Annotated in this window: 20 protein-coding genes; 3 read left to right on the forward strand and 17 right to left on the reverse strand. The window is 65.8% G+C overall.

Annotation, left to right across the window (positions count from 1 at the left end; all coding sequences use genetic code 11):
• Window position 1: 1 nt before the first annotated feature.
• From modA to RBB16_RS04260, 6 genes are all read right to left on the reverse strand, one after another.
• Entirely contained in the window at window positions 2–727 is a 726-nt protein-coding gene (gene modA, locus RBB16_RS04235) for a molybdate ABC transporter substrate-binding protein (RefSeq protein ID WP_306045010.1), read from the reverse strand.
• A 95-nt stretch (window positions 728–822) separates the two neighbouring features.
• Window positions 823–1,152: a winged helix-turn-helix domain-containing protein gene (locus RBB16_RS04240; RefSeq protein ID WP_306044963.1), complete on the reverse strand. Its 330-nt coding sequence runs from the start codon at window positions 1,150–1,152 to the stop codon at window positions 823–825.
• A gap of 207 nt (window positions 1,153–1,359) precedes the next feature.
• Window positions 1,360–3,153 (reverse strand): gamma-glutamyltransferase family protein, encoded by a 1,794-nt coding sequence (locus tag RBB16_RS04245; protein ID WP_306044964.1) that lies wholly within the window; start codon window positions 3,151–3,153, stop codon window positions 1,360–1,362.
• A 69-nt stretch (window positions 3,154–3,222) separates the two neighbouring features.
• Window positions 3,223–4,533 carry an aspartate aminotransferase family protein gene (locus tag RBB16_RS04250; protein WP_306044965.1) on the reverse strand — a complete coding sequence of 437 codons (1,311 nt, stop codon included), beginning with the start codon at window positions 4,531–4,533 and terminating at the stop codon, window positions 3,223–3,225.
• 12 nt (window positions 4,534–4,545) lie between these two features.
• Window positions 4,546–6,948 (reverse strand): FAD-dependent oxidoreductase, encoded by a 2,403-nt coding sequence (locus RBB16_RS04255; RefSeq protein ID WP_306044966.1) that lies wholly within the window; start codon window positions 6,946–6,948, stop codon window positions 4,546–4,548.
• Window positions 6,945–9,326 carry an FAD-dependent oxidoreductase gene (locus RBB16_RS04260; RefSeq protein WP_306044967.1) on the reverse strand — a complete coding sequence of 794 codons (2,382 nt, stop codon included), beginning with the start codon at window positions 9,324–9,326 and terminating at the stop codon, window positions 6,945–6,947. Before RBB16_RS04260 ends, RBB16_RS04255 begins: the two co-directional genes overlap by 4 nt.
• 59 nt (window positions 9,327–9,385) lie before the next feature.
• On the opposite strand from RBB16_RS04260, the gene RBB16_RS04265 reads away from it, so the two are divergent.
• On the forward strand, window positions 9,386–10,132 hold the full coding sequence (locus RBB16_RS04265; protein ID WP_306044968.1) for a hypothetical protein: 747 nt from the start codon (window positions 9,386–9,388) through the stop codon (window positions 10,130–10,132).
• Here RBB16_RS04265 and RBB16_RS04270 read toward each other — a convergent pair.
• Window positions 10,123–11,634 carry a trimethylamine methyltransferase family protein gene (locus RBB16_RS04270; RefSeq protein WP_306044969.1) on the reverse strand — a complete coding sequence of 504 codons (1,512 nt, stop codon included), beginning with the start codon at window positions 11,632–11,634 and terminating at the stop codon, window positions 10,123–10,125. The genes RBB16_RS04265 and RBB16_RS04270 overlap by 10 nt on opposite strands.
• 84 nt (window positions 11,635–11,718) lie before the next feature.
• On the opposite strand from RBB16_RS04270, the gene RBB16_RS04275 reads away from it, so the two are divergent.
• Entirely contained in the window at window positions 11,719–12,696 is a 978-nt protein-coding gene (locus RBB16_RS04275; RefSeq protein ID WP_306044970.1) for a LysR family transcriptional regulator, read from the forward strand.
• On the opposite strand, the gene RBB16_RS04280 is transcribed toward RBB16_RS04275, so the two are convergent.
• The 9 genes from RBB16_RS04280 to RBB16_RS04320 are packed head-to-tail and all read right to left on the reverse strand — an operon-like array spanning window position 12,693 to window position 19,425.
• A complete protein-coding gene (locus tag RBB16_RS04280; protein WP_306044971.1) occupies window positions 12,693–13,088 on the reverse strand; it encodes a CBS domain-containing protein in 396 nt (131 codons plus the stop codon). The genes RBB16_RS04275 and RBB16_RS04280 overlap by 4 nt on opposite strands.
• The gene (locus RBB16_RS04285) at window positions 13,085–13,240 is read right to left on the reverse strand and encodes a hypothetical protein (protein ID WP_306044972.1); all 156 of its coding nucleotides are present in this window, start codon (window positions 13,238–13,240) and stop codon (window positions 13,085–13,087) included. The genes RBB16_RS04280 and RBB16_RS04285 overlap by 4 nt, the downstream gene beginning before the upstream one ends.
• A complete protein-coding gene (locus RBB16_RS04290) occupies window positions 13,240–14,190 on the reverse strand; it encodes an FAD:protein FMN transferase (protein ID WP_306044973.1) in 951 nt (316 codons plus the stop codon). Before RBB16_RS04290 ends, RBB16_RS04285 begins: the two co-directional genes overlap by 1 nt.
• Window positions 14,191–14,193: 3 nt before the next feature.
• Entirely contained in the window at window positions 14,194–15,408 is a 1,215-nt protein-coding gene (nqrF, locus tag RBB16_RS04295) for an NADH:ubiquinone reductase (Na(+)-transporting) subunit F (protein ID WP_306044975.1), read from the reverse strand.
• Entirely contained in the window at window positions 15,405–16,007 is a 603-nt protein-coding gene (gene nqrE / locus RBB16_RS04300; RefSeq protein ID WP_071690486.1) for an NADH:ubiquinone reductase (Na(+)-transporting) subunit E, read from the reverse strand. Before nqrE ends, nqrF begins: the two co-directional genes overlap by 4 nt.
• Window positions 16,004–16,657, reverse strand: a complete 654-nt coding sequence (locus tag RBB16_RS04305; protein ID WP_306044976.1) for an NADH:ubiquinone reductase (Na(+)-transporting) subunit D — start codon at window positions 16,655–16,657, stop codon at window positions 16,004–16,006. The genes nqrE and RBB16_RS04305 overlap by 4 nt, the downstream gene beginning before the upstream one ends.
• Window positions 16,654–17,427, reverse strand: a complete 774-nt coding sequence (locus tag RBB16_RS04310) for an FMN-binding protein (protein ID WP_306044977.1) — start codon at window positions 17,425–17,427, stop codon at window positions 16,654–16,656. The genes RBB16_RS04305 and RBB16_RS04310 overlap by 4 nt, the downstream gene beginning before the upstream one ends.
• On the reverse strand, window positions 17,420–18,205 hold the full coding sequence (locus RBB16_RS04315) for an RnfABCDGE type electron transport complex subunit D (protein ID WP_306044979.1): 786 nt from the start codon (window positions 18,203–18,205) through the stop codon (window positions 17,420–17,422). The genes RBB16_RS04310 and RBB16_RS04315 overlap by 8 nt, the downstream gene beginning before the upstream one ends.
• A complete protein-coding gene (locus RBB16_RS04320; RefSeq protein ID WP_306044981.1) occupies window positions 18,202–19,425 on the reverse strand; it encodes a hypothetical protein in 1,224 nt (407 codons plus the stop codon). The genes RBB16_RS04315 and RBB16_RS04320 overlap by 4 nt, the downstream gene beginning before the upstream one ends.
• 148 nt (window positions 19,426–19,573) lie before the next feature.
• Between RBB16_RS04320 and RBB16_RS04325 the strand changes: the two genes are divergently transcribed.
• Window positions 19,574–20,647: a cytochrome c3 family protein gene (locus RBB16_RS04325; protein ID WP_306044983.1), complete on the forward strand. Its 1,074-nt coding sequence runs from the start codon at window positions 19,574–19,576 to the stop codon at window positions 20,645–20,647.
• A gap of 21 nt (window positions 20,648–20,668) precedes the next feature.
• Here the strand turns inward: RBB16_RS04325 and RBB16_RS04330 are convergent, their stop codons facing one another.
• Complete coding sequence (locus tag RBB16_RS04330) at window positions 20,669–21,322, reverse strand: response regulator transcription factor (protein ID WP_306044984.1); 654 nt, start codon at window positions 21,320–21,322, stop codon at window positions 20,669–20,671.
• Window positions 21,323–21,441 lie beyond the last annotated feature (119 nt).

Genomic DNA, 21,441 nt, shown 5'->3' on the forward strand with positions numbered 1-21,441 from the left:
CCTAGTCCCCCAACACTGTGAAGCCCTCAGCCTCGAACACCGCGCGGGCATCGGGGCCTAGAAGGAAGGTCAGGAACCCTCCGGCCTCCTCTCCGGCCGGACCGTATAACAGGGCAGCCGGATAGGTGATCTGCGGGTGGCTGTCCGGGGGGAATGTCGCGATCACGTGAACCTCGGGATTGGCCCGTGCATCGGTCGCATAGACCACGCCAAGCGGGGCCTCGCCAAGCGCAACCAACGCCAGCGCCGCCCGGACATTATCCGTCTCGACCACCTGCGTGGCCACCTGATCCCACAGCCCAAGCGTGTTCAGCGCCGCGCGTCCGTAGATCCCTGCGGGCACGGCTTGCGTCAGCGCCATGGCGAGGCGACCGGGGCCGAGCAGCGCGGAGAGATCCAGGTCAGCGTTTAGGTCGACATGGTCGATTGGCTCATGCGCGATCAGCACAAGGCTATTGCCCAACAGGTCAGTTCGGCTGTCGGGGTCGATCAGATCCCCCGCCTGCAGAAGGTCCATCCAATCGGGGTTGGCGGAAATGAAGATATCGGCAGGGGCGCCTAGCTGAATCTGGCGCGCAAGGGCCGACGATCCCGCGAAGGAAAGCGCGATCTCCCCGCCTTCTGTGTCTTCATACTGCTCCGCAACCTGCGTCAGCGCCGTGGTCAGGCTGGCGGCAGCGAAGACCGTCACCGTTTCGGCTGCTGCCGGGGCAGAGGCCAAGATCATGGCCAACAAAGATGCCATGAAACAGACAAGGCGCGCGGGTCCGGGTTGATGAGTGATCCCCTCCACGTTATGGCCACTGAAACACATCGCTGACATCAGCCGTGCCCCTGATTGTCCGGGGCGGCATCCCCGGTCTTCAACAGATCCGATATGGCATTGATCCGCGCGGCACCTGCCTCGGCAGCGATGTCTTCCAGTTTCCGATAATGCTTCAGCACTTGTTCCCCGGCTTCGGTCAATCTTGCACCGCCGCCTTTCGCCCCGCCCCGAACGCTGTCGACGAGCGGCGTTCGAAACGCGCCATTCATCTGATCTACAAGGGTCCACGCCCTTTTGTAGCTCATGGACATGGCCCGTCCGGCAGCGGCAATCGAACCGGTGTCGCGTATGCCCTCCAGCAGATCCGCCTTGCCGGGGCCAAGCATCAGGTCATCTCCGAAGAGAAGTCTGAGGCGCAAGCGGGAGGGTGGTGATGGCAACTGGTCGGGGTGGGACATGAAAAGGAGTTAGCCGCATGAGCCGCCCGATGGCAAGGGCTCATTATGTCTCAGAGAATATATCGAATGTGCCAGAACTCCGCCCTCATGGCAGGACAAGCCCGGACCGCTGACCGCATCATGTGGCTGCGCCCCTCAACGCCCGGCGGCATAGGCTTGCATCAGGCGCGGCGTTGCAGCGGCGGACATGATCCCGTCAGGCCGGATGCGCGCGGCGGTCAGCCGCCCGATGGCCCATGGGTCCGAGACCTCCAGCCGGTGGCCGCGCCGGTCCAGTTCGGCCAGCGTCGCCTTGGGGAAGTTCGGCTCGATCACCAGACGTCCGGGCCTGGTGCCGCGCGGATAGAAGCTTTCCAGCAGGTGGCCCGTGTGGAAAAGCGGCCCGTCGATGGCCTCTTGCATGTTCATGCCGTGATGGATCAGCCGCAGCAGAAAGGTCAGCTGCCATTGATCCTGCTGATCCCCGCCCGGTGTGCCAAAGGCCAGCCTCGCCCCGTCCGGGGCCTGGGCCATCGAGGGCGACAGTGTCGTGCGCGGCCTGCGACCGGGGGCGAGCGAGGTGGGCAACCCCTCCTCCAACCAGAACATCTGCGCACGGGTGTTGAGCGGAACCCCAAGCCCCGGCACCACGGGCGAGGATTTCAGCCATCCGCCCGACGGTGTCGCAGACACCATGTTGCCCCATTGGTCCACCACATCGACGTGGCAGGTATCGCCTTTTTTCGCCGTCATATGCGCCATTGTCGGCTCACCGATGCCGATACCGGTATTGTCCGGCACGGGTTCCGCCACGTGGGCGCGGAAGGCATTGGCCCATCCCTCATATCCCGCGATGGAGCCCGGCCGGAAATCGAAACTGGCGTTATCCCCGATTTCGGCCCGCCGCGCCACGCCGTACTCGGCTGACAGAAGCGTTTTCAGCGGCAGATCCTTGCCATTCGGCTCTCCCAGATAGGCGTCGCGATCCGCGAAGGCGAGCTTCAGCGCCTCGGTGACGAGGTGAACGACCTCCGCCCCCATCGGGTCCATCCCGGCCAGATCGTCGCCGCGCAGCATTTGCAGGCATTGCAACAGCACCGGACCCTGGGTCCAGCCGCCGCATTTCCAGACGGTCCAGCCCGCATGATCGACCGAGATCGGGGCCTCAAAGCTCGCCCGCCAATCGGCCATGTCCTGCCCGGTCATCACGCCCTTGTGGCGTTGGCCCGAGGCGTCCAGCACCTCGGCATCGCGCAGGAAATCGTCAATCGCTTCTGCGACAAACCCTTCGTAGAAAGCAACCCGCGCCGCTTCGATCTGCGCCACCCGGTCCACGCCCGCGCCCTTGGCCTCATCGACCAGCCTCTCCCAGAAATCGGCCAGTGCGGGGTTGGCGAAGAGCGCGCCTGCTTGGGGTGCTGATCCACCGGGCAGCCAGACCGGGGCGGAGGTTGGCCATTCCGTTCGGAACACATCCGCCATGCCCGCAATCTCATTCGCGACACGCGGCAGGATCGGATGCCCATGGCGCGCATAGTGGATCGCGGGGGCCAGCACGTCGGCCAGCGGCAGGCGACCGTGGTCGCGGAGCAGCAACATCCACGCGTCAAAAGCCCCCGGCACGACAGTGGCCAGCAGGCCGGAACCGGGGATACGGGTCAGCCCCTGGGCGCGGTAATGGTCAATCGTCGCCCCGGCAGGCGCGGTCCCCTGCCCGCAGATCACAACGGGTTCCTCCGCCCCGGCAGCGCGGAAAAGCAGCGGCATGTCGCCCAAAGGCCCGTTCAGATGCGGCTCCACCACGTTCAAAACAAAGCCCGTGGCCACCGCCGCATCAGCTGCACTACCGCCCGCCTCCAGCATCTTCATGCCTGCCGCCGTGGCCAGCCAATGGGTGCTGGTGACCATGCCGAACGTGCCGGAGATTTCGGGCCGCGTGGTGAATGTCATGAGGCTTGCTTTCAGTTGGACGACTGTCCCCAAGTCAAAGCGCAGATGGGCGCGACAGGCAATGCCCCGTCAGCCGAGCGCGGTGAAGGCCCGGTCGAGCCCTTCCGCCACCTCGTCCACATCTGCCAAAGACAGGCACATCGGCGGCACCATGCGCAGCACCGATTGCGTGGGCCCGGATTTGGACAGGATCAGGCGCGAGGCGCGGCAGTTCTCGAACACCGCCGATGTGGTGTCGCGGTCGGGTTCCTTGCTGCGCCGGTCCTTCACCATCTCGATGGCCAGCATCAGCCCCCTGCCCCGCACGTCGCCAATGGCCTCGTGCTTGTCCTTCAACTCATGCAGGCGCTTGAGCAGTGCCGCGCCGACCGTTCGGGCGTTTTCCTGCACCTTGTCCTCGCGGATGACCTTCAGCACCGCGCGTCCCGCCGCGCAGCTGGTGGGATTGGCGCCATAGGTGTGGAACATGAACTTTTCCGCCATCGGCGCGGCGATGTCCTTTCGGGTCACCACGGCCCCAAGCGGGAAGCCATTGCCGATCCCCTTGGCCATGACGACGATATCGGGCACCACGCCATCGGCCTCGAACCCCCACATGTGATCGCCCGTGCGCCCGAAACCCGATTGCACCTCATCCGCGATGTAAAGCCCGCCCGCTGCGCGCACCCGCTCCGCCGCGCCGGACATGTAGCCCTTGGGCATCTCGATGATGCCGCCATAGCCCTGCACGCTTTCCACCAGCATCCCGGCGATCCTGCCGGAGGTCGCGGTGGCAATAGTGCGCTCGATCTCATCCAGATACGGGGCCGCCCCCGCGTTTTCCCCGAAGATCCCGCGATACTGGTTGGGGTCGGCCACAAAGGCGACGTTGCCGGGCATGCCGGGGTGGCGCCAGGTAGAAATGCCGGTGACGGATTGCGCGGCGGCGGTCGGCCCGTGATAGGCGGTGCGCAGCGCCAGCAGGTCAAGATTGCCCGTATAGGTCCGCGCGATGGTCATGGCGAGGTCGATGGCCTCGGCCCCGGAATTGGTGAAATGCACCACCCAGTCATGGCCCTTGGGCATGGTCGCGGCCAGTTCCTCCGCCAGATGGGCAGGAACCGGGTGATAGAACATCGTCGTGCAATGGGTCAGATCGGCGGCCTGCGCTTGGGCGGCGGCGACCACCTTGGGGTGCGAATGGCCGACCGAGATGCAGACGTTCATGCCCAGAAGGTCGGTATACTTGTTGCCCTCCGCATCCCACAGGTATTGCATCTGCCCTTTGCGGAAGACGATCGGATCCTTGAAGGGCACGAATTTCGTCTGTGTTGCCGCGTAATAGGCGTCGCGGCGGCGAGCGGTGCCTTCGGTCGTCCAGTCAATGGGTAGGTCGGTCATCTTGGGCTCCTTTCACGCGCGCAGGCGGCTGTTGTCGGGGTCGAAGGGCGGGCGGTCCAGCACGGTGGCGGTGCGGCGCTGGCCCAGGATTTCGATACTCAGGGCCTCACCCGACAGCGGTTCGCGCAGCAAAGCAAGGGCCAGAGCCTGACCAACCCTATGGCCAAACCCGCCCGAGGTGACGATGCCGATGATCCGGTCGCCCTGCCGGACAGGGTGGGCATAGAACGGATCGGTCCGACCGTCCTCGATTCGCAGCAGGACAGACTGCCAATCGTTGGGGCGCGTCAGCAGGGCCTGCCGTCCGGGGAAGTCGCGGCCCTCGCTCTTTGTGAAGGCGGCAAGCCCGCTTTCCAGCGGAGAGCGTTCGGTGGTCAGGTCCGCGCCCCACCCGCGATAGCCTTTTTCGAGCCGCATGGAATTGGCGGCATAGGCCCCGTAAAAGCCAATCCCATGGGGCTGGCCAGCCTCTTCAAACGCATCGAAAAGCGCGGGCAGGTGCGCTGCCTCGGCATGCAGTTCCCACCCCAATTCGCCAAGATAGGAGACGCGAAGCGCCCGCACCGGCAGACCCGCGACGGTGATCTCCTGCACGGCAAGCCACGGGAAGCCGTCGCCAAGGTCTGCATCGGTCAGCGCCCCCAGAACATCGCGCGATTTTGGCCCCATCAGGCCGATGACCCCGAGCCGCTCGGTGACATTCGTCACGGCCACATTGAAGCCCGACGCATGCGTGTTCAACAGGTCGAGGTCGATCTCCTCCGCCGCTGCGGCGCTGGTCAGATAGGCGTGATCCTTGGCCAGCCGGGCCACGGTAAATTCCGACAACACGCCCCCTGCCGGGGTCAGCGCATGGATCAGCCCGATCCGACCGATGCGCGGCGGCCTGTTGGCCCCGAGCGTATCGAGGAAGTCTGACGTACCTGGCCCGGTGACCTCGAATTTCGAGAAAACCGACAGATCGGCCAGCGCCACTCTGTTCGTCACACAGGCGACCTCCCGCGCGACGGGCTCGAACCAGTTTGTCCGCTGGAAACTCTCCCTCGCATGATCATCGGGCCTGTCGGAGAACCAGTTGGGCCGCTCCCAGCCATGCGCCGCGCCCATGACGGCACCGCGCGCAACCATGCGGTCATGCAACGGCGACAGGCGCAACCCGCGCCCGGCGGGGCGTTCCTCATACGGGTAGTGCACGCCGAATTGCAGGCCGAAGCATTCCACCGCCTTGGCCACGCGGAAGTCACGATCCGCCCAAGCCCCGAAACGGCGGCTGTCCACGGCAAGCGCATCCATCGGCGGTGCCCCATGCGTCATCCAATGGGCCAGGAACCAGCCCGCGCCGCCGCCTTCCATCACCCCCATGGAAGACCCTGTCAGCAACCACGCCCCCGGCACCCCATGGGCTGGACCGATCAGCGGATTGGCGTCGGGGGTGAAGGTAATCGGGCCGTTCACCACCGTCTTGACCCCGCCATTCCCCACGGCTGGAACGCGGGCCATCGCGGCCTCGATGATATGCTCCACCCGGTCCAGATCGGGCGGCATCAGCTCGGCCCCGAACTCCGGCGGAACGCCATCGACAGACCAAACCTGCGCTTCTTTCTCGTAGGGGCCAAGGATCAGCCCGTCGCGTTCCTGCCGCAGATACCAGCTTTCTTCCGGGTCGCGGATCATGGGCAGTTCGGGCAGACCTGCCGCGATACGCTCGGCCACGTCGGGCACGGTGTCGGTGACAAGGTACTGGTGCAGCACGGGGACGGAGGGCACGTTCACCCCCATCATCTGGCCGACCTCGAAGCCCCAGGTTCCGGCGGCATTCACGATCTGGCGGGCGCGGATTGTTCCTTTGGGCGTTTCCACGATCCAGGCCTTGTCCTCGCGCGCAATGGACAGAACCGGGTTCTGGCGCAGGATCGTGGCCCCGTTCCGCTGCGCAACCTGCGCCATCGCGTTGGTGGCCAGCGAGGGGTCGACATGGCCGTCATCGGGCTCATATATCCCGCCCAACAGACCGTCGAGCCGCGCCAGCGGGTGCAGTTCCGCGATCCGGTCCGGCGTCAGTACCTCCAGCGGGTAACCGGTAAAGGCCGAGAGCCCCGCCACATGGCGGAACTCGTCCATCCGGTCGGGGTTCTTCGTTACCCGCATGGCGCCGGACCGATGGAACCCACAGCTTTGCCCGGTCTCTTCCGGCAGCACGTCACGATATAGCTTCACCGAATGCGCCCGAAGCGCCTGGATCGTGGCGCTATGGGCGAAATGGGTGCACAGCCCCGCCGCGTGCCAGGTCGAGCCATGGGTCAGGTCGTTCTTTTCCGTCAGCACCACGTCGGACCAGCCCGCCTTGGCGAGGTGATAGGCCAGCGACACGCCCATGGCGCCGCCGCCAATAATGAAAACCTGCGCCTCGGTCATGCGCGCATCCTTTCGCCTTTGGGGTCATAGGGGGGCTGTGGCAGCACCTTCGCCGGATAGCGTGCCCCCGCGATGTCGATCTCGAACAGCCGGTCTGAGAGAGGCGTGTCAGTCAGGTCCAGCAGCGCGAAGGCCAGTGTCTGCCCGGTCCGCGCGCCGCGCCCGCCAGAGGTGGTCAGACCGACGACGCGGCCCGCTTCCCATACCGGTTCGTCGTGCAGGGCAAGCGGATCGCCCTCGACCTGCAACAGCACCAGCTTGCGGGTGAGATTGCCGCGCTGTGCCACAAGCGCAGGCTTGCCGGTAAAGTCCTTCGACCAATCGACGCAGAAACCCACCCCGGCCTCCAGTGGCGTGATCTCCGGCCCGACGTCATGGCCCCAGTGGACGAAGCCCTTTTCCAGCCGGCAGGCATCCACCGCGTAATGCCCCATGGGCCGCGCCCCTGCCGCGATCAACTGATCGAAAAGCGGCCCGGCCACATCAGGCGTGGCACTCAGCTCCCATCCCAATTCGCCCACGAAGCTGATCCGCGTGGCGCGAAAATCCTTGCGGGCGAAGGGGATCGTGCGGGCGGTAGCGAAGGGAAAATCCTGCCAGTGATCGCCCGCCACCACCGTCAGCAGATCCCGCGCGCCCGCGCCCATGACGCCGATCACGCAGGTTTCTTCGGTTACATCCGTCACGGTCACGTCGAAGCCACGGGACGCCCGGCGCAAGTACGCCCCATCCCGCCAGCGTGTTACCGCGCCCGAGGTCAGGCGGAAGCGGTCGGCGGCCAGCCGCGTCACGGTCACATCCGCCTCGATCCCGCCTTTCGCGTTCAGAAGCTGGGTGTAGACGACCTTGCACTCGGACACGTCCATCCGGGAACAGGCGATCTGCTCCATGAAAGCCAGCGCCTCTGGCCCGTGGATGTGGAATTTGCTGAACGGCGAGAGATCGAGCAGGACGGTGCCGGTCTCCATCCGCGCGGCTTCCCGCGCGACGATGGGCTCCCATGGCTGCGCGCCGATGGAATAGGGCAAGCTGCGCTCGGCTTCGCTCTCGGCATACCACAACCCGCGCTCCCACCCGGCGGTCAGGCCAAAGACAGCACCTTGCGCCTGCCAGCGATCGTGCAGCGGTGACAGCCGCAATCCCCGCCCGGCCTTGGGCTGTTTGAACGGCCAGTGCAGGGCAAAGAGGTCGGCCACCGCCTCTTCCATCCGCGCGGCCATGTGGGTGTCACTGGCGGCAAGCGGATCGCAGCGGGCGATATCGACTTCCCAAAGATCCATGGGCGGGGTTCCGTCCACGATCCAATCGGCCAGCACGCGGCCCACGCCCGCCGACGACATGACACCGACCGAATTCATCCCCGCCGCCACGAAGAGCCCGTCCATGCCGGGTGCCTGCCCAATGAGTGGTTTGGTATCTGCGGTGAAACTCTCCGGCCCGTTCATGAAATGCTGGATGCCAGTCGTTTCAAGCGCCGGAATCAGATCCAGCGCCGCCTCCATGAAGGGGGTGAACTGATCCCAATCCTCGGCCATCTCAAGAAAAGGGCGGTTGCCTTCCGGCCCATGCGGGTCCCAGCATTTGGCATTCGGCTCAAACCCACCGATCACCAGCTTGCCCGTGTCGCCCTTGATGTAGATCCCCCGGTCGAGGTCACGCAACACGGGGAAGCCCGCGAACTCTGGCCGGGGTTCGGTGACCACATACATGTGCTCAACCGGCTGCAAGGTCAGCGCCAGCCCCGCCGTGGCGGCCAGCCGCTTGGACCAAGCGCCCGCGCAGAGCGCCACGTGGTCGGCCTGCATCTCGGTGCCATCCGCCAGCCTCACGCCAGTTACCCGGCCCCCGTCGATCAGCAGACGCTCCACGCCCGTGTTTTCCCGAATCTCCACCCCCGCCGCCCTGGCCGCCCGCGCATAGGCCATGCACAGGTCCACCGGATTGACGCTGGCATCCTCGGCCACGTCCATCACACCGACCAGACCAGCGGGATCGACGCAAGGTACATCGCGGGCCAGATCATCGGGACCGACCATCCGGGGTGACAACCCGAGATGCCGCCCGAGGGCTGCAATCCGGTGCAACTCATCCATCCGTTCCGGCACCCGCGCCAGCCAATAGCCGCCGGTCTTGCGATAGCCGGTCGATTGCCCCGTCTCGGCCTCCAGCCGTGGAAACAACTCTCCGGCATACATCGCCAGCCGCGTCAAATTGGGCGTTGCGCGCAGGGGGCCAACGATCCCCGCCGCGTGCCAGCTGGTGCCGGAGGTCAGCTGGTTGCGTTCCAGCAGCACCACATCGCGCGCCCCACGCTGCGCCAGGTGATACGCCAATGACAGGCCAATCGCCCCGCCGCCGATGATGATGGTACGGCTCATGCGGGGCCTCCTATCGCGGGGAATTGACAGGGCGTTCGAACCGGCGCAGCTTCGCAGGCATGACCATTCACGCGCTCTGGTGCCACCCCCGCTCCGTCTCGACCGCCTTTGAACGCATCATGAGGCAAAGGGGCGATCTGACCGTCCTGCATGAACCCTTCATGTATGACTACTATATCGGTGCGGGGAACAAACCCTTCGAGAATTTCGAGCCGGAACCGGGCCATCCGACCGACTACGCGGGCATCCGAGACATGATCCTGCGCCTTGGCGCGGACCGCCCGGTCTTCTTCAAGGACATGGCCTACTACGTGCAGGACAGCCTGCCCGCCGACCCGGACTTCATGCGCGCCATGAGCCATGCGTTTCTGGTCCGCGATCCGGCTGAAAGCATCCTGTCCTACCACCGCAAGGACCCCGGTTTCGCCTGCGAAGAGGTCGGCATCGAGGGGCTGTGGCGGCTTTACGAACAGTTGCGCGCGGCGGGGCTGAAGCCGGTCGTCATCCGCTCGGCGGCGCTGCGCGCGGATCCCGCGGGGCAGATGGCGCGCTATTGGCAGGCCGTGGGGTTGCCCGACTGCCCCGAGGCGCTGAGCTGGGACAGCGACGTGCCCGAGGGCTGGAAATCGGTCGAGGCGTGGCATGCGGAGGTGCTGTCCTCCACGGGGATCAAACCGGCAGAGGATCGGGATTACCGGGCGGAGCTTGCGGCGCTCGGTGCGCCCTATACCGACTACGACGCGCATCACAGGCCCTTCTTCGATCTGCTCTGCCAGGCGGCGGACGAGGACGCGCATCAGAAATAGGCCCTGTCTTCGGTCTCGGACTTGCGGCGTGCGATATAGTCTTGCAGTTCCTCGTCTACGGCAGGGTCCAGCCCCGGATCATCATACTCCGCAAGCCGCTGTTTCCACAGCCCATTCGCCCGCTGCGCCATGTCAAACGCACCCGCCCCGGACCAATGCTCATAGGAATTGTTGTCGGGCAGGTCGGGCCGGAACAGCGCCCCGAGGAAATTTGCCTGCGTATGCTCGGACCCCAGGAAATGCTTGCCCGGCCCGGTTTCGGCAATCGCCTCCATCGCCTGCGCGTTCTCGGACAGGTCGATGCCGTCGAAGAACCTTGCAACCTTGCCGCACAGATCCGCGTCCATCATGGTTTTCTCATATCCCGTGACCAGCCCACCCTCCAGCCAGCCGGTGGCGTGATTGATCATATTGGCCCCCGCGAACATCGACATGAGCAGGCCCCAGGTGCCTTCCTGCTGGCTTTGCCCGTCCGGCAATTTCGACGCGGACAGCGTGCCAACGGTATGAAACGGCACCCCAAGCCGCCGCGCCAGTTGCCCCGCGGCCAGCACCATCTGCCCCGCTTCCGGTGTACCGAAGGTAGGCGCGCCGGTCTGCATCGACATGGTGGAGGCAAAAGAGCCCATCAGGCAGGGCGCGCCGGGATTGACCAGCTGCACCAGCGCAAGGCAGGCTATCGCCTCTGCCAGCACCTGCGCCAGCGTTCCGGCGACGGTCGTGGGGCTCATCGCGCCGGTCAGGGTCCAGGGCGTGCAGGCCACGGGCTGGCCCGCGCGGGCATAGGTTTTCAGCGCGCCCGACATATGCGCATCCATCACCAGCGGCGCGTTGGTGTTCGACACGCAGTAGAGCACCGGGTTCTCGGCCACGTAGTCCGCCCCGAACAAGATGCGCGCCATATCAATCGCGTGCCCCGCCCGTTCCGCCCCGATAAAGGCCCCCATGAAGGGCCGATCGGACCAGCGGATATGGGCGTAAAGCATGTCGAGATGGCGCTTGTTGGCGGGCAGATCCACCGGTTCGCAGACCACGCCGCCGGAATGGTGCAGCCAGGGGATCATATGGTGCAGCTTCACCAGATCGGTGAAATCATCGTAGGACGCATAGCGCCGCCCCCGGTCAAGGTCTTGCACGAAGGGAGGGCCCCAGGACGGGCAGAGCACGCTGGTACTGCCGCCCACACGGACCGATTTCGCGGGGTTGCGGGCATGTTGCGAGTAGCTGGCGGGGGCTGTCGCGGTGATGGTCCGGCGGCAGAAACCGGGCGCGAACCGCACCCGTGTGCCGTCGATATCGCACCCGGCCTCCTCGAAAATCTGTAGAATCTCTGGATCGTCGTGAAACTCCATGCCCGTTTCGGCAAGGATGCGGTCGGCATTGGCCTCGATCAGCTCCAGCCCTTCCTGCGACAGGACCGGCAGCGGCCCGATCTTGCGATCAATATAAGGCGCGCGAATGGTGCTTTGATCCACCTCTCGTCTCTTGCCACGCCTTGCCATGCCAAACCCCTGTTTCGCCTCACCAGAGCTTGACCCAACGGCCCGCACCACGGCAAATGAAACCACACAGCATTAGGTATTCTTATGATGCAGGAAAAACTGTCCTCGCGGCTGCTGTCCGACAAGAACCTTGTCACCGCACTGGAGGTCTTCGTGGCCATTGCCGAAACCCGCCAGGTGACCCGCGCGGCGAAACTGCTTGGCATCACCCAATCTGCGGCGTCGCAGCAACTGGCCTCGCTGGAAGAGGCCTGCGACGCACGGCTGGTGGACCGGTCCGTCAGGCCGCTCAGACTGACACAGGCGGGCGAGCTATGCCTGCGCCACGCACAGCGCATCCTGAACAGCATCGAAGACCTCGCAACCTCCATGCGCCATGAAGGCCCCCGCCCGATCAGCGTGCTGCGGGTGGGAATGCTGGCCTCCATCGCCACCACCCTGACCCCGCCGCTGGTCAACCTGACCAAGGCCGATTTCGGGGTCGAGGATCTGACCCTGCATGCGGGCCAAAGCGGTGATCACGAAGCACTGTTGCGCAGCAAACGCGCCGATCTGGTGGTCACCTCGAACCCGTTCTACGACATGGACGGGCTGGAACGGCACGATGTGCTGACCGAGACCTTTCTGCTGGTCCTGCCCGAACGCTACCGTGGCCCAAGCGGGTCGCTGTCCGACATCCTCGACAACCTGCCCTTGGTTCGATTTGCCGCCACCACCAGTGTCGGGCGGCGCACCGAACAGCATCTGCGGCGGCTGAAACTGGCGGTGCCCCGGGTCATTCAGGCGGACCGGTCCAGCATGGTCACCGCCTGTGTGGCGCAGGGCTTGGGCTTTACCATCCTGACCCCAAGCCTGCTGATCGACGGGTTTGTCGAACAGATGCCTCTGTCACTGCGCCCGCTGCCTGCGGCCAGCTTCTCACGATCCATCACCGTTGTCGCTCGGGCCGGGGAACTGGGGAACCTGCCGGAACGGGTGGCCCACATGGCCGCACAAAGCCTGACAGACCAGATCACCCGGCAGATGGGACCGGTCGGACGAGAGGCCCTGAGCCTGCCCTAGCCTTCCGCCTGAAACGCGCGCAGCAGGTCCATTCGGGTGATGATGCCCACAAGCCGCCCGTCCTGCATCACCGGATAGCGGCGGTGATTGCTGTCCATGAACGCCTGCGCGGCGGCGACGACGCCCATACCGCTGTCGAGCGTTGTCACATCGGCGGTCATGTAACCCGCGACAGTGTCGCCAAGCTCCTGATGGTAATGGGCATGCAGCACCGCGCGGAAACAGTCCCTGGCGGTCAGGATGCCCACCAGACGGCCCAGATCATCCACCACCGGAGCGGCGGAAATGTCATGTTCGATCAGCGTGGCAACCGCGCGGGTCACCTCCATATCCGGCGACAGGGTCACGAGGTTGCGGCTCATGTAGCGGTCTATCGTGGCGCCTTGGGTCATTCGGTGGCCCTCTTTCTCGGGCAGGTCTCACAGGCCCCGCAAGACAGACCGCCGCAACTGCCCTGCACGGGTTTTCCCCCGAACAGAAGCCCAAGGCCAAGGCCAAGGGCCGCCAGAAGGAAGACGGCCAGAACCGCCAGAAAGACACCCATCAGCCCAACCCTCCTGTCTCGACGAAACTCTGTGCCGCGCCGGTGACGGTGACGCCTCCGCCGCGTGCCACGAGGACCGTGGCCAGCCCGTTGGCTTGTGCATACTGCGCTGCCCGCGCAGCCCCCATCACAAAGAGCGCGGTGGCCAGCCCGTCCGCCATCATCGCCCGGTCATGGAAGACCGAGACCGAGGCCAGGGTGTCGCCCGCGGGTGCGCCGGTGATCGGGTCAATCAGGTGGCCATAACGCCCTTGCCCGACGGCATAGCTCTGATCCCACAGCCCCGAGGTGGCAACGGCCATCCCGTCGAACCGCGCCACACCGGCAAGACCGCCCGCACCATCCTCGATGCCCACCTGCCATGGGCGGCCCTCCGGGTGCTGGCCACGGGCGACCACTTCGCCGCCCAGTTCCAGAACGAAGCCCCCTGCCCCGGCAATCTCCAGCTCATCCGCCATCCGGTCCAGCGCATGCCCCTTTGCGATGCCGCACAGATCCAGCGTTATGCCCTCTGCCACGCGGGTCAGCCGGTCGCCGGACAGGCTCAGCGCCTGCCAGCCCGCCCGCTCGGCCCCTTCGATCGGGCCGAACCCGTAGCGCGCTACCAATGGCCCGACGGTGGGGTCAAACGCCCCGCCCGTGTCCGACGCGATCTGCAACGCGGCGCGGGTGGTCTCGGCCACGTCCCCGGACAGGGCTGCTTGGCCCGCACGGTTGAACACCGACAGTTCCGATCCCGGCTGATAGGGCGACATCTGCGCGTCCACATCGGCCACGACCCTGCTGATCAGAGCCGAGACATCGCCCGCGGGCAAATCGCTGCCAAACATCCCGCGCCAGTAGGACCCGAAGGCCTGCCCCCCGATCACCTGCGGGTCCGAGGCGAACGCGGGTCGCGCTGTCAGCGTAGCGGCGGAAAGGGCGAGGAAATGGCGGCGGGTCAGGGTCATGGGTCAGCTCGCAAAATCGTCGAAGAAGATGGCATCCGGCTCGACCCCGAGGTCGTCCAGCATGGTGATCACGGCCCGCATCATCAGGGGCGGACCGCAGAGATAGTAGTCGCAGGCATCGGGCGCGGGATGATTGCCCAGATAGGCGCGCAGGGCGACATCGTGGATAAAGCCGGTTTCGCCGGTCCATCCGTCCTGCGGTAGCGGATCGGACAGGGCGACGGTCCAACTGAAATTCGGATGCGCGGCGGCAAGGGCCTTGAACTCGTCGTCATAGAACAGGTCCGACCGGCTGCGCGCGCCGTAGAAATAGGAGATGCGCCGTGATGCGTCGGGGCCTGCCAGTTGCTCATGGGCAATGGCGCGCAAGGGGGCCATGCCGACCCCGCCGCCGATCAGCACGATCTCCCGGTCGGACGGACGAACGCGGAACGTGCCATAGGGACCAGCCAGGGCCAGCCGGTCGCCGGGCTTCAGGCCGAACAGGTAGGAGGACACGATGCCGGGCGGAACACCGGGTTTGCCCGCAGGCGGCAGCGCGAGGCGGATGTTGAACACCACCTTTCCCGTATCCTCGGGCCGGTTGGCGATGGAATAGGCGCGAGACACCGGTTCGGGGCTGTGGGCTGACAGGCTGCGCAGCCCGCGACGGTCCCAGATATCGGCAAATGCACCCGCGTCGATATCGGTGAAATCGAGCGCGTAGGCAGGGGCGGTCAGTTGCCCGTATTCCCCGGCGGTAAAATCGAAATCGGCCCCATCGGGCAAGGCCAGCACCAGTTCCTTGATCAGCGGGGCAAGCGATTGGTTGGAAATGACCTCGCACTCATATCGCTCCGCCGACAGGATATCCTCGGGCACCTGCACCGCCATCGCCCCGCGCAGGACGGTCTGGCAGGCGAGCCTTTCACCCCTGTCCGTCGCGGGTTTGCCAAGGGTTCCGGTTTCCGTGGCAAGCGGTGGTCCAGCATCTGCCACGGTCACCCGGCACAGCCCGCAGGTGCCCGCCCCGGCGCAACCTGACGGCATCGGGATGCCCCCGGCCTTCAGCGCGTCGAGCAACTTCTCCCCGGTTCGCGCGTCAACATCGCGCCGCCCGTTTACCGTCAGGCGAACGGGGCGCGACGGCACCAGCACCGCCCGCGAGGCCATGACACCAAGCGCCAGCGCCATGATCAGCGCAACCATCAGCAGGGTGGCGAGCAGGATCTGGGTCATGGCGCGGCCATCGTGGCAAAGGCGGTGAACGCCATGGACATGAGGCCCGTGACGATGAAAGTCATTCCAAGCCCGCGCAGACCGGCGGGCATGTCGGCATAGGCCAGCCTTTCCCGGATCGCGGCAAGCGCAACGATGGCCAGCGCCCATCCCAACCCGCTGCCGAAGCCGAAGACGATGGACTCACCGAACCCGTAGCTGCGTTCCGCCATGAACAGGCTGCCCCCCAGGATGGCGCAATTGACCGTGATCAGCGGCAGGTAGATCCCAAGCGCCGCGTATAGTGCCGGGGCGAAGCGGTCGAGCACCATTTCCAGCACCTGCACCATGGCCGCGATGACCCCGATGAAGGCGATGAGCCTGAGAAAGGTCAGGTCGACCTCCCCCGCCCCGATCCAGCCCCATGCGCCGGGGGCCAGCAGCCATGTCAGGATCAACTGGTTCACGGGCACCGTGATGGTCAGGATCACGATGATCGCGGCGCCTAGGCCAAGCGCCGTTTCCACCCGTTTCGACACAGCCAGAAAGGTGCAGACCCCAAGAAAGAAGCTGAGGATCAGGTTGTCGGCGAAGACGGCGCGCAGGAAAAGGTCGGTCATGACAGCGCCTCCTCCCGGTCTACGCGGGTCGTTGCGGGCTCCACCTGCTCCACCCGCCAACTGCGCAGGGCCCAGACCAGCAGGCCAAGCAGCATGAAGGCCGAGGGGGCCAGCAGCATGAAGCCGAAGGGCTGATACCAGCCGCCCTCGGCCACCGTCGGGAAGACGGTCGCTCCGAACAGCGTGCCGAAACCCAGAAGCTCCCGCAAGAAGGCAATGACCATCAGGATCGCGGAATACCCCACCCCGTTGCCAAGCGCGTCAAGGATACTGGGGCCAACCGGGTTCGACATGGCAAAAGCCTCGGCCCGGCCAAGCACGATGCAATTGGTGACAATAAGCGACACGAAGATCGAAAGCCGCTGGCTGATCGCATAGGCATAGGCCTGAAGGATCAGGTCCGCGACGATGACCATGGCAGCGATGATGGTGATTTGCAGGATCAGCCGGATTTGCGCCGGGATATGGCGGCGGATCAGCGAGATCACCGCGCTGGAGGCGACCAGAACGGCGGTCAGGGCCAGGCTCATGGTCAGGGCGGTGGTCATCGAGGTCGTGACCGCGAGGGCCGAGCAGATGCCAAGGATCTGCACCGTGACCGGGTTGTCGCGCAGAAGCGGATCAAAGAGGGGTTTCAGCGCGGCTCTCATGGCAGGTCCCCGCTGCGCAGGGCATCCAGAACCGGACCGAACCCGAGCGGACCGACCCAGAAGCGGATCATGTTCTGGACGCCGTTGGAACTGCGGGTTGCCCCGGTGATCGCGTCGACCTCATATGCCGTCGAACCGCCGCCACGCACCACGGCGACGCGGATTTCACCTGCCTCATCCATCAACTGCGTGCCCGGCCATTGCGCCAGCCAGCCCGGCGTCTGGATCGTCGCGCCAAGCCCCGGTGTCTCGCCCTGTTCGGTGATGGTCAGGCCAATCACGGTGTTCAGGTCCGGCCCAAGCGCCAGATAGCCCCGGATCGTCGATTGATAGCCCTGCCCGTAGACCGGCAGAATGACCAGGGCCAGATCACGCCCGTCGCGGGCCATGAAGATCTGTTGCAGATCGTGCCGCGTCCCGATGCCCGCAATGTCGTCGTCCGGGGTCAGTTCCGTCATCTGCGTGGGGTCCACCGCGTCCGCCAGCGACAGGTCGCGCAGATCCACGGTCAGGACCTCAAGGCTGTCGATGCCGCTGCCCGGCAGCACCTCGGCCAGTCCCGGCGTCTCGGCGATCAGCGCCTCCAGCCGGGCGCGGCGTTCGGCTTCCCGGTTGGCGTCGAGCCTTGGGCCAAGCAGCACCGCCGCGCTGGACACCGCAAGCGCCGCCGCGAAGGACACCAGAAACGCCATGGTCAGCGTCTTGCCCCGGCTGTCATTGGGGGCCGCCAGCAGTCGTTGCCACAGGGATATCGGATTCAGATCAGGCATGTCGCCGCCCCCTTGCATGGCGCTTTGCCGCAAGCACCGCATAGTCGATTGTCGGCGCAAAAACCTGCGCCAGAAGCACCGCGAAGACCGTGGCCCGTTCCGCCCCCGCCAGCCCGTCCGATCCAGCCAGAAGCGCGATCAACGTGCCGCCAAGCAGGCCGTAGACCAGCCGCGCGACTGGCGTTGTCGGCGCCGTGACCGGATCGGCCAGCAGCAGCAAGCCGAAGCCCGCGCCCCCGGCCAGCAGAGCGGTCTCCAACGGCGCGCCGATCAGGGCCATCGCCCCAAGCACGCCCGCGACCCCGCCGAGCAGCGCTGGCAATGGCAGGATGCCAAGCGCCAGAAGCACAGCCCACGAGGCGGCCACAGCCAGCAACATCGTGGTTTCCGCCCCCGGCGCGGCACCGCCCGGCCATGTCAGGAACACCATCGCCAGCGCCACGGGCGCGGCCCCGACCACGTTGCGACCCCAGCCACCGAAAATCAGATCGGCCAGCACGATGCCAAAGCTCGCCCCAAGTGCCAATTGCATGGGCGAGAGGCCCGCCGGGGCCAGCACCGCCATCGACACCGCCAGAACCGCACCCGAGGGCGACCAGGGCACCCCGCGCAGCCTGCGGAACAATAGCTGCCACAACGACGCGACAGCCAGCACCGCGCCCATGCGCAGCACGCCTTCCACCCCTTGCTCGACCACCACGATGGCGGCGGGCGGCAGAAGGGCGGCGACAACCGCCCACCCGATCATGTCCCGTGACCAGAGCCCGCGCGCTGTCATGCTGCCTCCAACCGGTCAAGAACGGCCCGCAGCCGAATGCCAAAATCCTCGCCCCCTCCGGCCAGATAGCTGGCAAGCGCCATGTCATCTTCCAGCAATCCCAGAACCCCCATCCTCTCGGCCTGTTCGACCTCTCCGACGCTGAGCGCCCGCAACAGGGCAACCGCCGGGAAATCCGGGCCGAGAGAGCGGGAGACAGCCGCATTCGGAATCAGCGCCGCACGTTGAAGGGCCGGCCCCGTGCGGCCATGCGGTACAGGGGCTTCGCGCGGGGTCAGGCTGATCTGCACATGCCTGCGACGCAGGAACCGCCCCTCCTGCCCCGACAACACCGGGCCGGACAGAACGCGGTAAGCGGTGCCGCGCGTCTCGCCGCCCGCCAGCGCCTCGATATCCGCCCCGATGGGAAGGCGCAGCAACCGGGGGTCCGCCGCCGCAGGCCCGGACAGGGACACGACCCGGTCAGCTGGCAGCGCGCCATCGCGCAGCACGTGGCCAAGTGCCAAGACGTCCGCATAGCCCATCTGCCAGACAGGATGCGACGCGGTGGCGGGGCACAATCGTTCCACATGCACACCGGGCAATCCTGCGGGATGCGCGCCGGAAAAGACCGCGATGCGCACACGCTCACCAATGCGGGCCAGTTCCGCGCCCGGAGCCTGACAGACGAAGACCGCCCCCCCGCCAAGGCGGCTCAGCGCCTGAATGCCGGTGTTGAAGTTCCCCGCCTCGGCCCGGATCAATGGCGCGGGATCGGCGGCACCGGGGTCGGTGGCCATCGCGGTCACGACAATGGCTGCGGGTGTTTCATCGGGCGATGGCACCCGCCCGAAAGGCCGACGCAGTATTGCCGCCCACAAACCACTGCTCAGCATCAGACGACGCAGACCATCCGGGTCGTCCGCCGTGGCGGGGTCGAATCGCCTTGCTTCTCCCGTTCCGCGCCGGATCACCATCCGCGCCACCTGCCTGCGCGCCCCGATCACGATCTCCTCCACCGTGCCGCTGACCGGGCTGGTCACCACCCTCTCGGGCATGGCATGATCGTGCAGCACGGGTTGACCGGCAGACACCCGATCCCCTTGCGCGACCACCGCGCGCAGCTTCATCCCCGGATAATCCGCCCCGATCAGCCCGACACAATCGGGCAGAGTGACCGGCCCGATCTCCTGCCGGGGTGCGCCCTGATTGGGCAGTCTGACACCTTTGATACGGGGCAATTCGGGATTCTCCGGTGAAATGTCGCGGGCTCTTGTCTGCCCAACATAGCGCCTAACGCCCTGCCCCGGATTGATGGAGGTCAAAGCCAGGACCGAAGCAATCGGGCATATCTGGACCCAAGCTTTTCCCGCCCTGAAGGAGACTGTCATGAAGACCGCCCGCGCCACCCTGTTGGCCCTGCTGACTGCCATTGCACCCTCTGCCATTCTCGCGCAGGAAAACAGTACCGCTGCCGCCGTGCAGGCCTGGGTGCAATCGGCCCATGGCGATGCCGCCGCCGAGGCCTTCGCCCATTGGAACGGCGAAGACGAGGTGCCCGCCGCCTGCGCGGTCTGCCATTCCGGGGCTGGCTTTCGTGATTTTCACGGGCTGGATGGCACGGCCGTGGGCACGGTTGACCAGACCATCGCGCCGGGGGGCGTCGTGGATTGCGACACCTGCCATACGGACGGCGTATCGGCGATTTCCGAGATCACCTTCCCCTCTGGCGTGACCATGACCGCGCTGCCCAATGCGGGCACCTGCCTGACCTGCCACCAGGGCCGGTCGTCCGGCCCGACGCTGCAAGGGCAGTTGGAGGGGATGGACCCGGACACGCCGAATGGCGAGCTGCGCTTCGTGAACCCGCATTATGCGGCGGCGGGTGCGACAACTTTCGGGTCAGAAGTCGCGGGGCTTTATGAATACATGGGCCGGACCTATGACGGGGCCTTCAGCCATACCGGGCCGATCACCACCTGTTCCTCCTGCCACGACCCGCATTCGCTGGAGGTGGTCACCGACGGCTGCCTGACCTGCCACGAAAACGCCGATCCCGAAACGATCCGCATCTCGCGCATCGACTATGATGGCGATGGAGACATCACCGAAGGCATCGCCGCCGAGGTCGAGGGGCTGCGCCTGCTCCTGGCCGCAGAAATCGCCGCCTATGCGGAAACGGTTGCAGGTGCGCCCATCCTCTATGAGCTGCACAGCTACCCGTATTTCTTCAACGACACGAACGGGAATGGAGAGGTGGACGAAGGCGAAGCGATCTTCCCCAACCAATATGCCAGCTGGACCCCGCGCCTGTTGGCGGCTGCCTATAACTTCCAGTTCGTGACGCGCGATCCGGGCGGCTATGCCCACAATCCGAACTACACGCTGCAGGCAATCCATGACAGTATCATGGACCTCGCCGAAGCCGCGGGCCGCCCGGCCCCCGCGATCAACCGGCCCTGAGGCCGCATTGACCCGGCGGCGCTACAGCCCGCCCGCCGGGTCGATCAGCCCTTCACGCAGTGCATAGGCAATCAGCTGCGCGACGGAATGCACGTCGAGCTTCTGCATCAGGCTGGTGCGGTGGCGATCCACGGTTTTGGCGCTGATCCCGAGCGTTTCTGCGATCTCCTTGTTCGACTGGCCTGCGACGATCAGGTTCAGCGTCTGCCGTTCCCGTGCGGTCAGGTCGGGCGCGTCCGGCGCGTCCTCCAGCATGGCCACGAGGCTCGCCGCGATGTGACGGCGCCCGCGCAGGATGTTGGGCAATTGGCGATAGAGCTCGGTATTGTCCTCCCCCTTGGAAAAGAGGCCATCCACACCGCTTGACACCAGTTCGCTGATCTTGCCCACGGACATCACGCCGGTCAGGATCACGATCTTGGTATCGGGCGACCAGCGGCGCGCCTCCAGCAACACCTCCAGCCCGCCCGCATGGGGCATCTGTACGTCTAAAAGCAGCAAATGCGGCCGGTGCTGACGCACGGCGGATATCGCCTGCAACCCGTCCGCCGCCTCGTCCACCACGGCGATGCCGTCGGTTTCCACCATGCCAGGGGTTTCCAGCGCCGTGCGCAACCCCGCCCGGACGATGGCATGATCATCGGCAATAACCGCGTGAAATCTTGGCTCGGGCAAACTAAGCTCCCCCCATTATCTTTTGAAAAGGCAATCTGTTGCGGGCGATCCTATCATTCCTTTCTGTTTGCGCGACCCTGCTTTTCGCAAGCCTTCCGGTAGCCGCGCAAACGCCCCCG

The sequence above is a fragment of the Nioella sp. MMSF_3534 genome, assembly GCF_030732985.1.
Classification (GTDB): Bacteria; Pseudomonadota; Alphaproteobacteria; order Rhodobacterales; family Rhodobacteraceae; genus Nioella.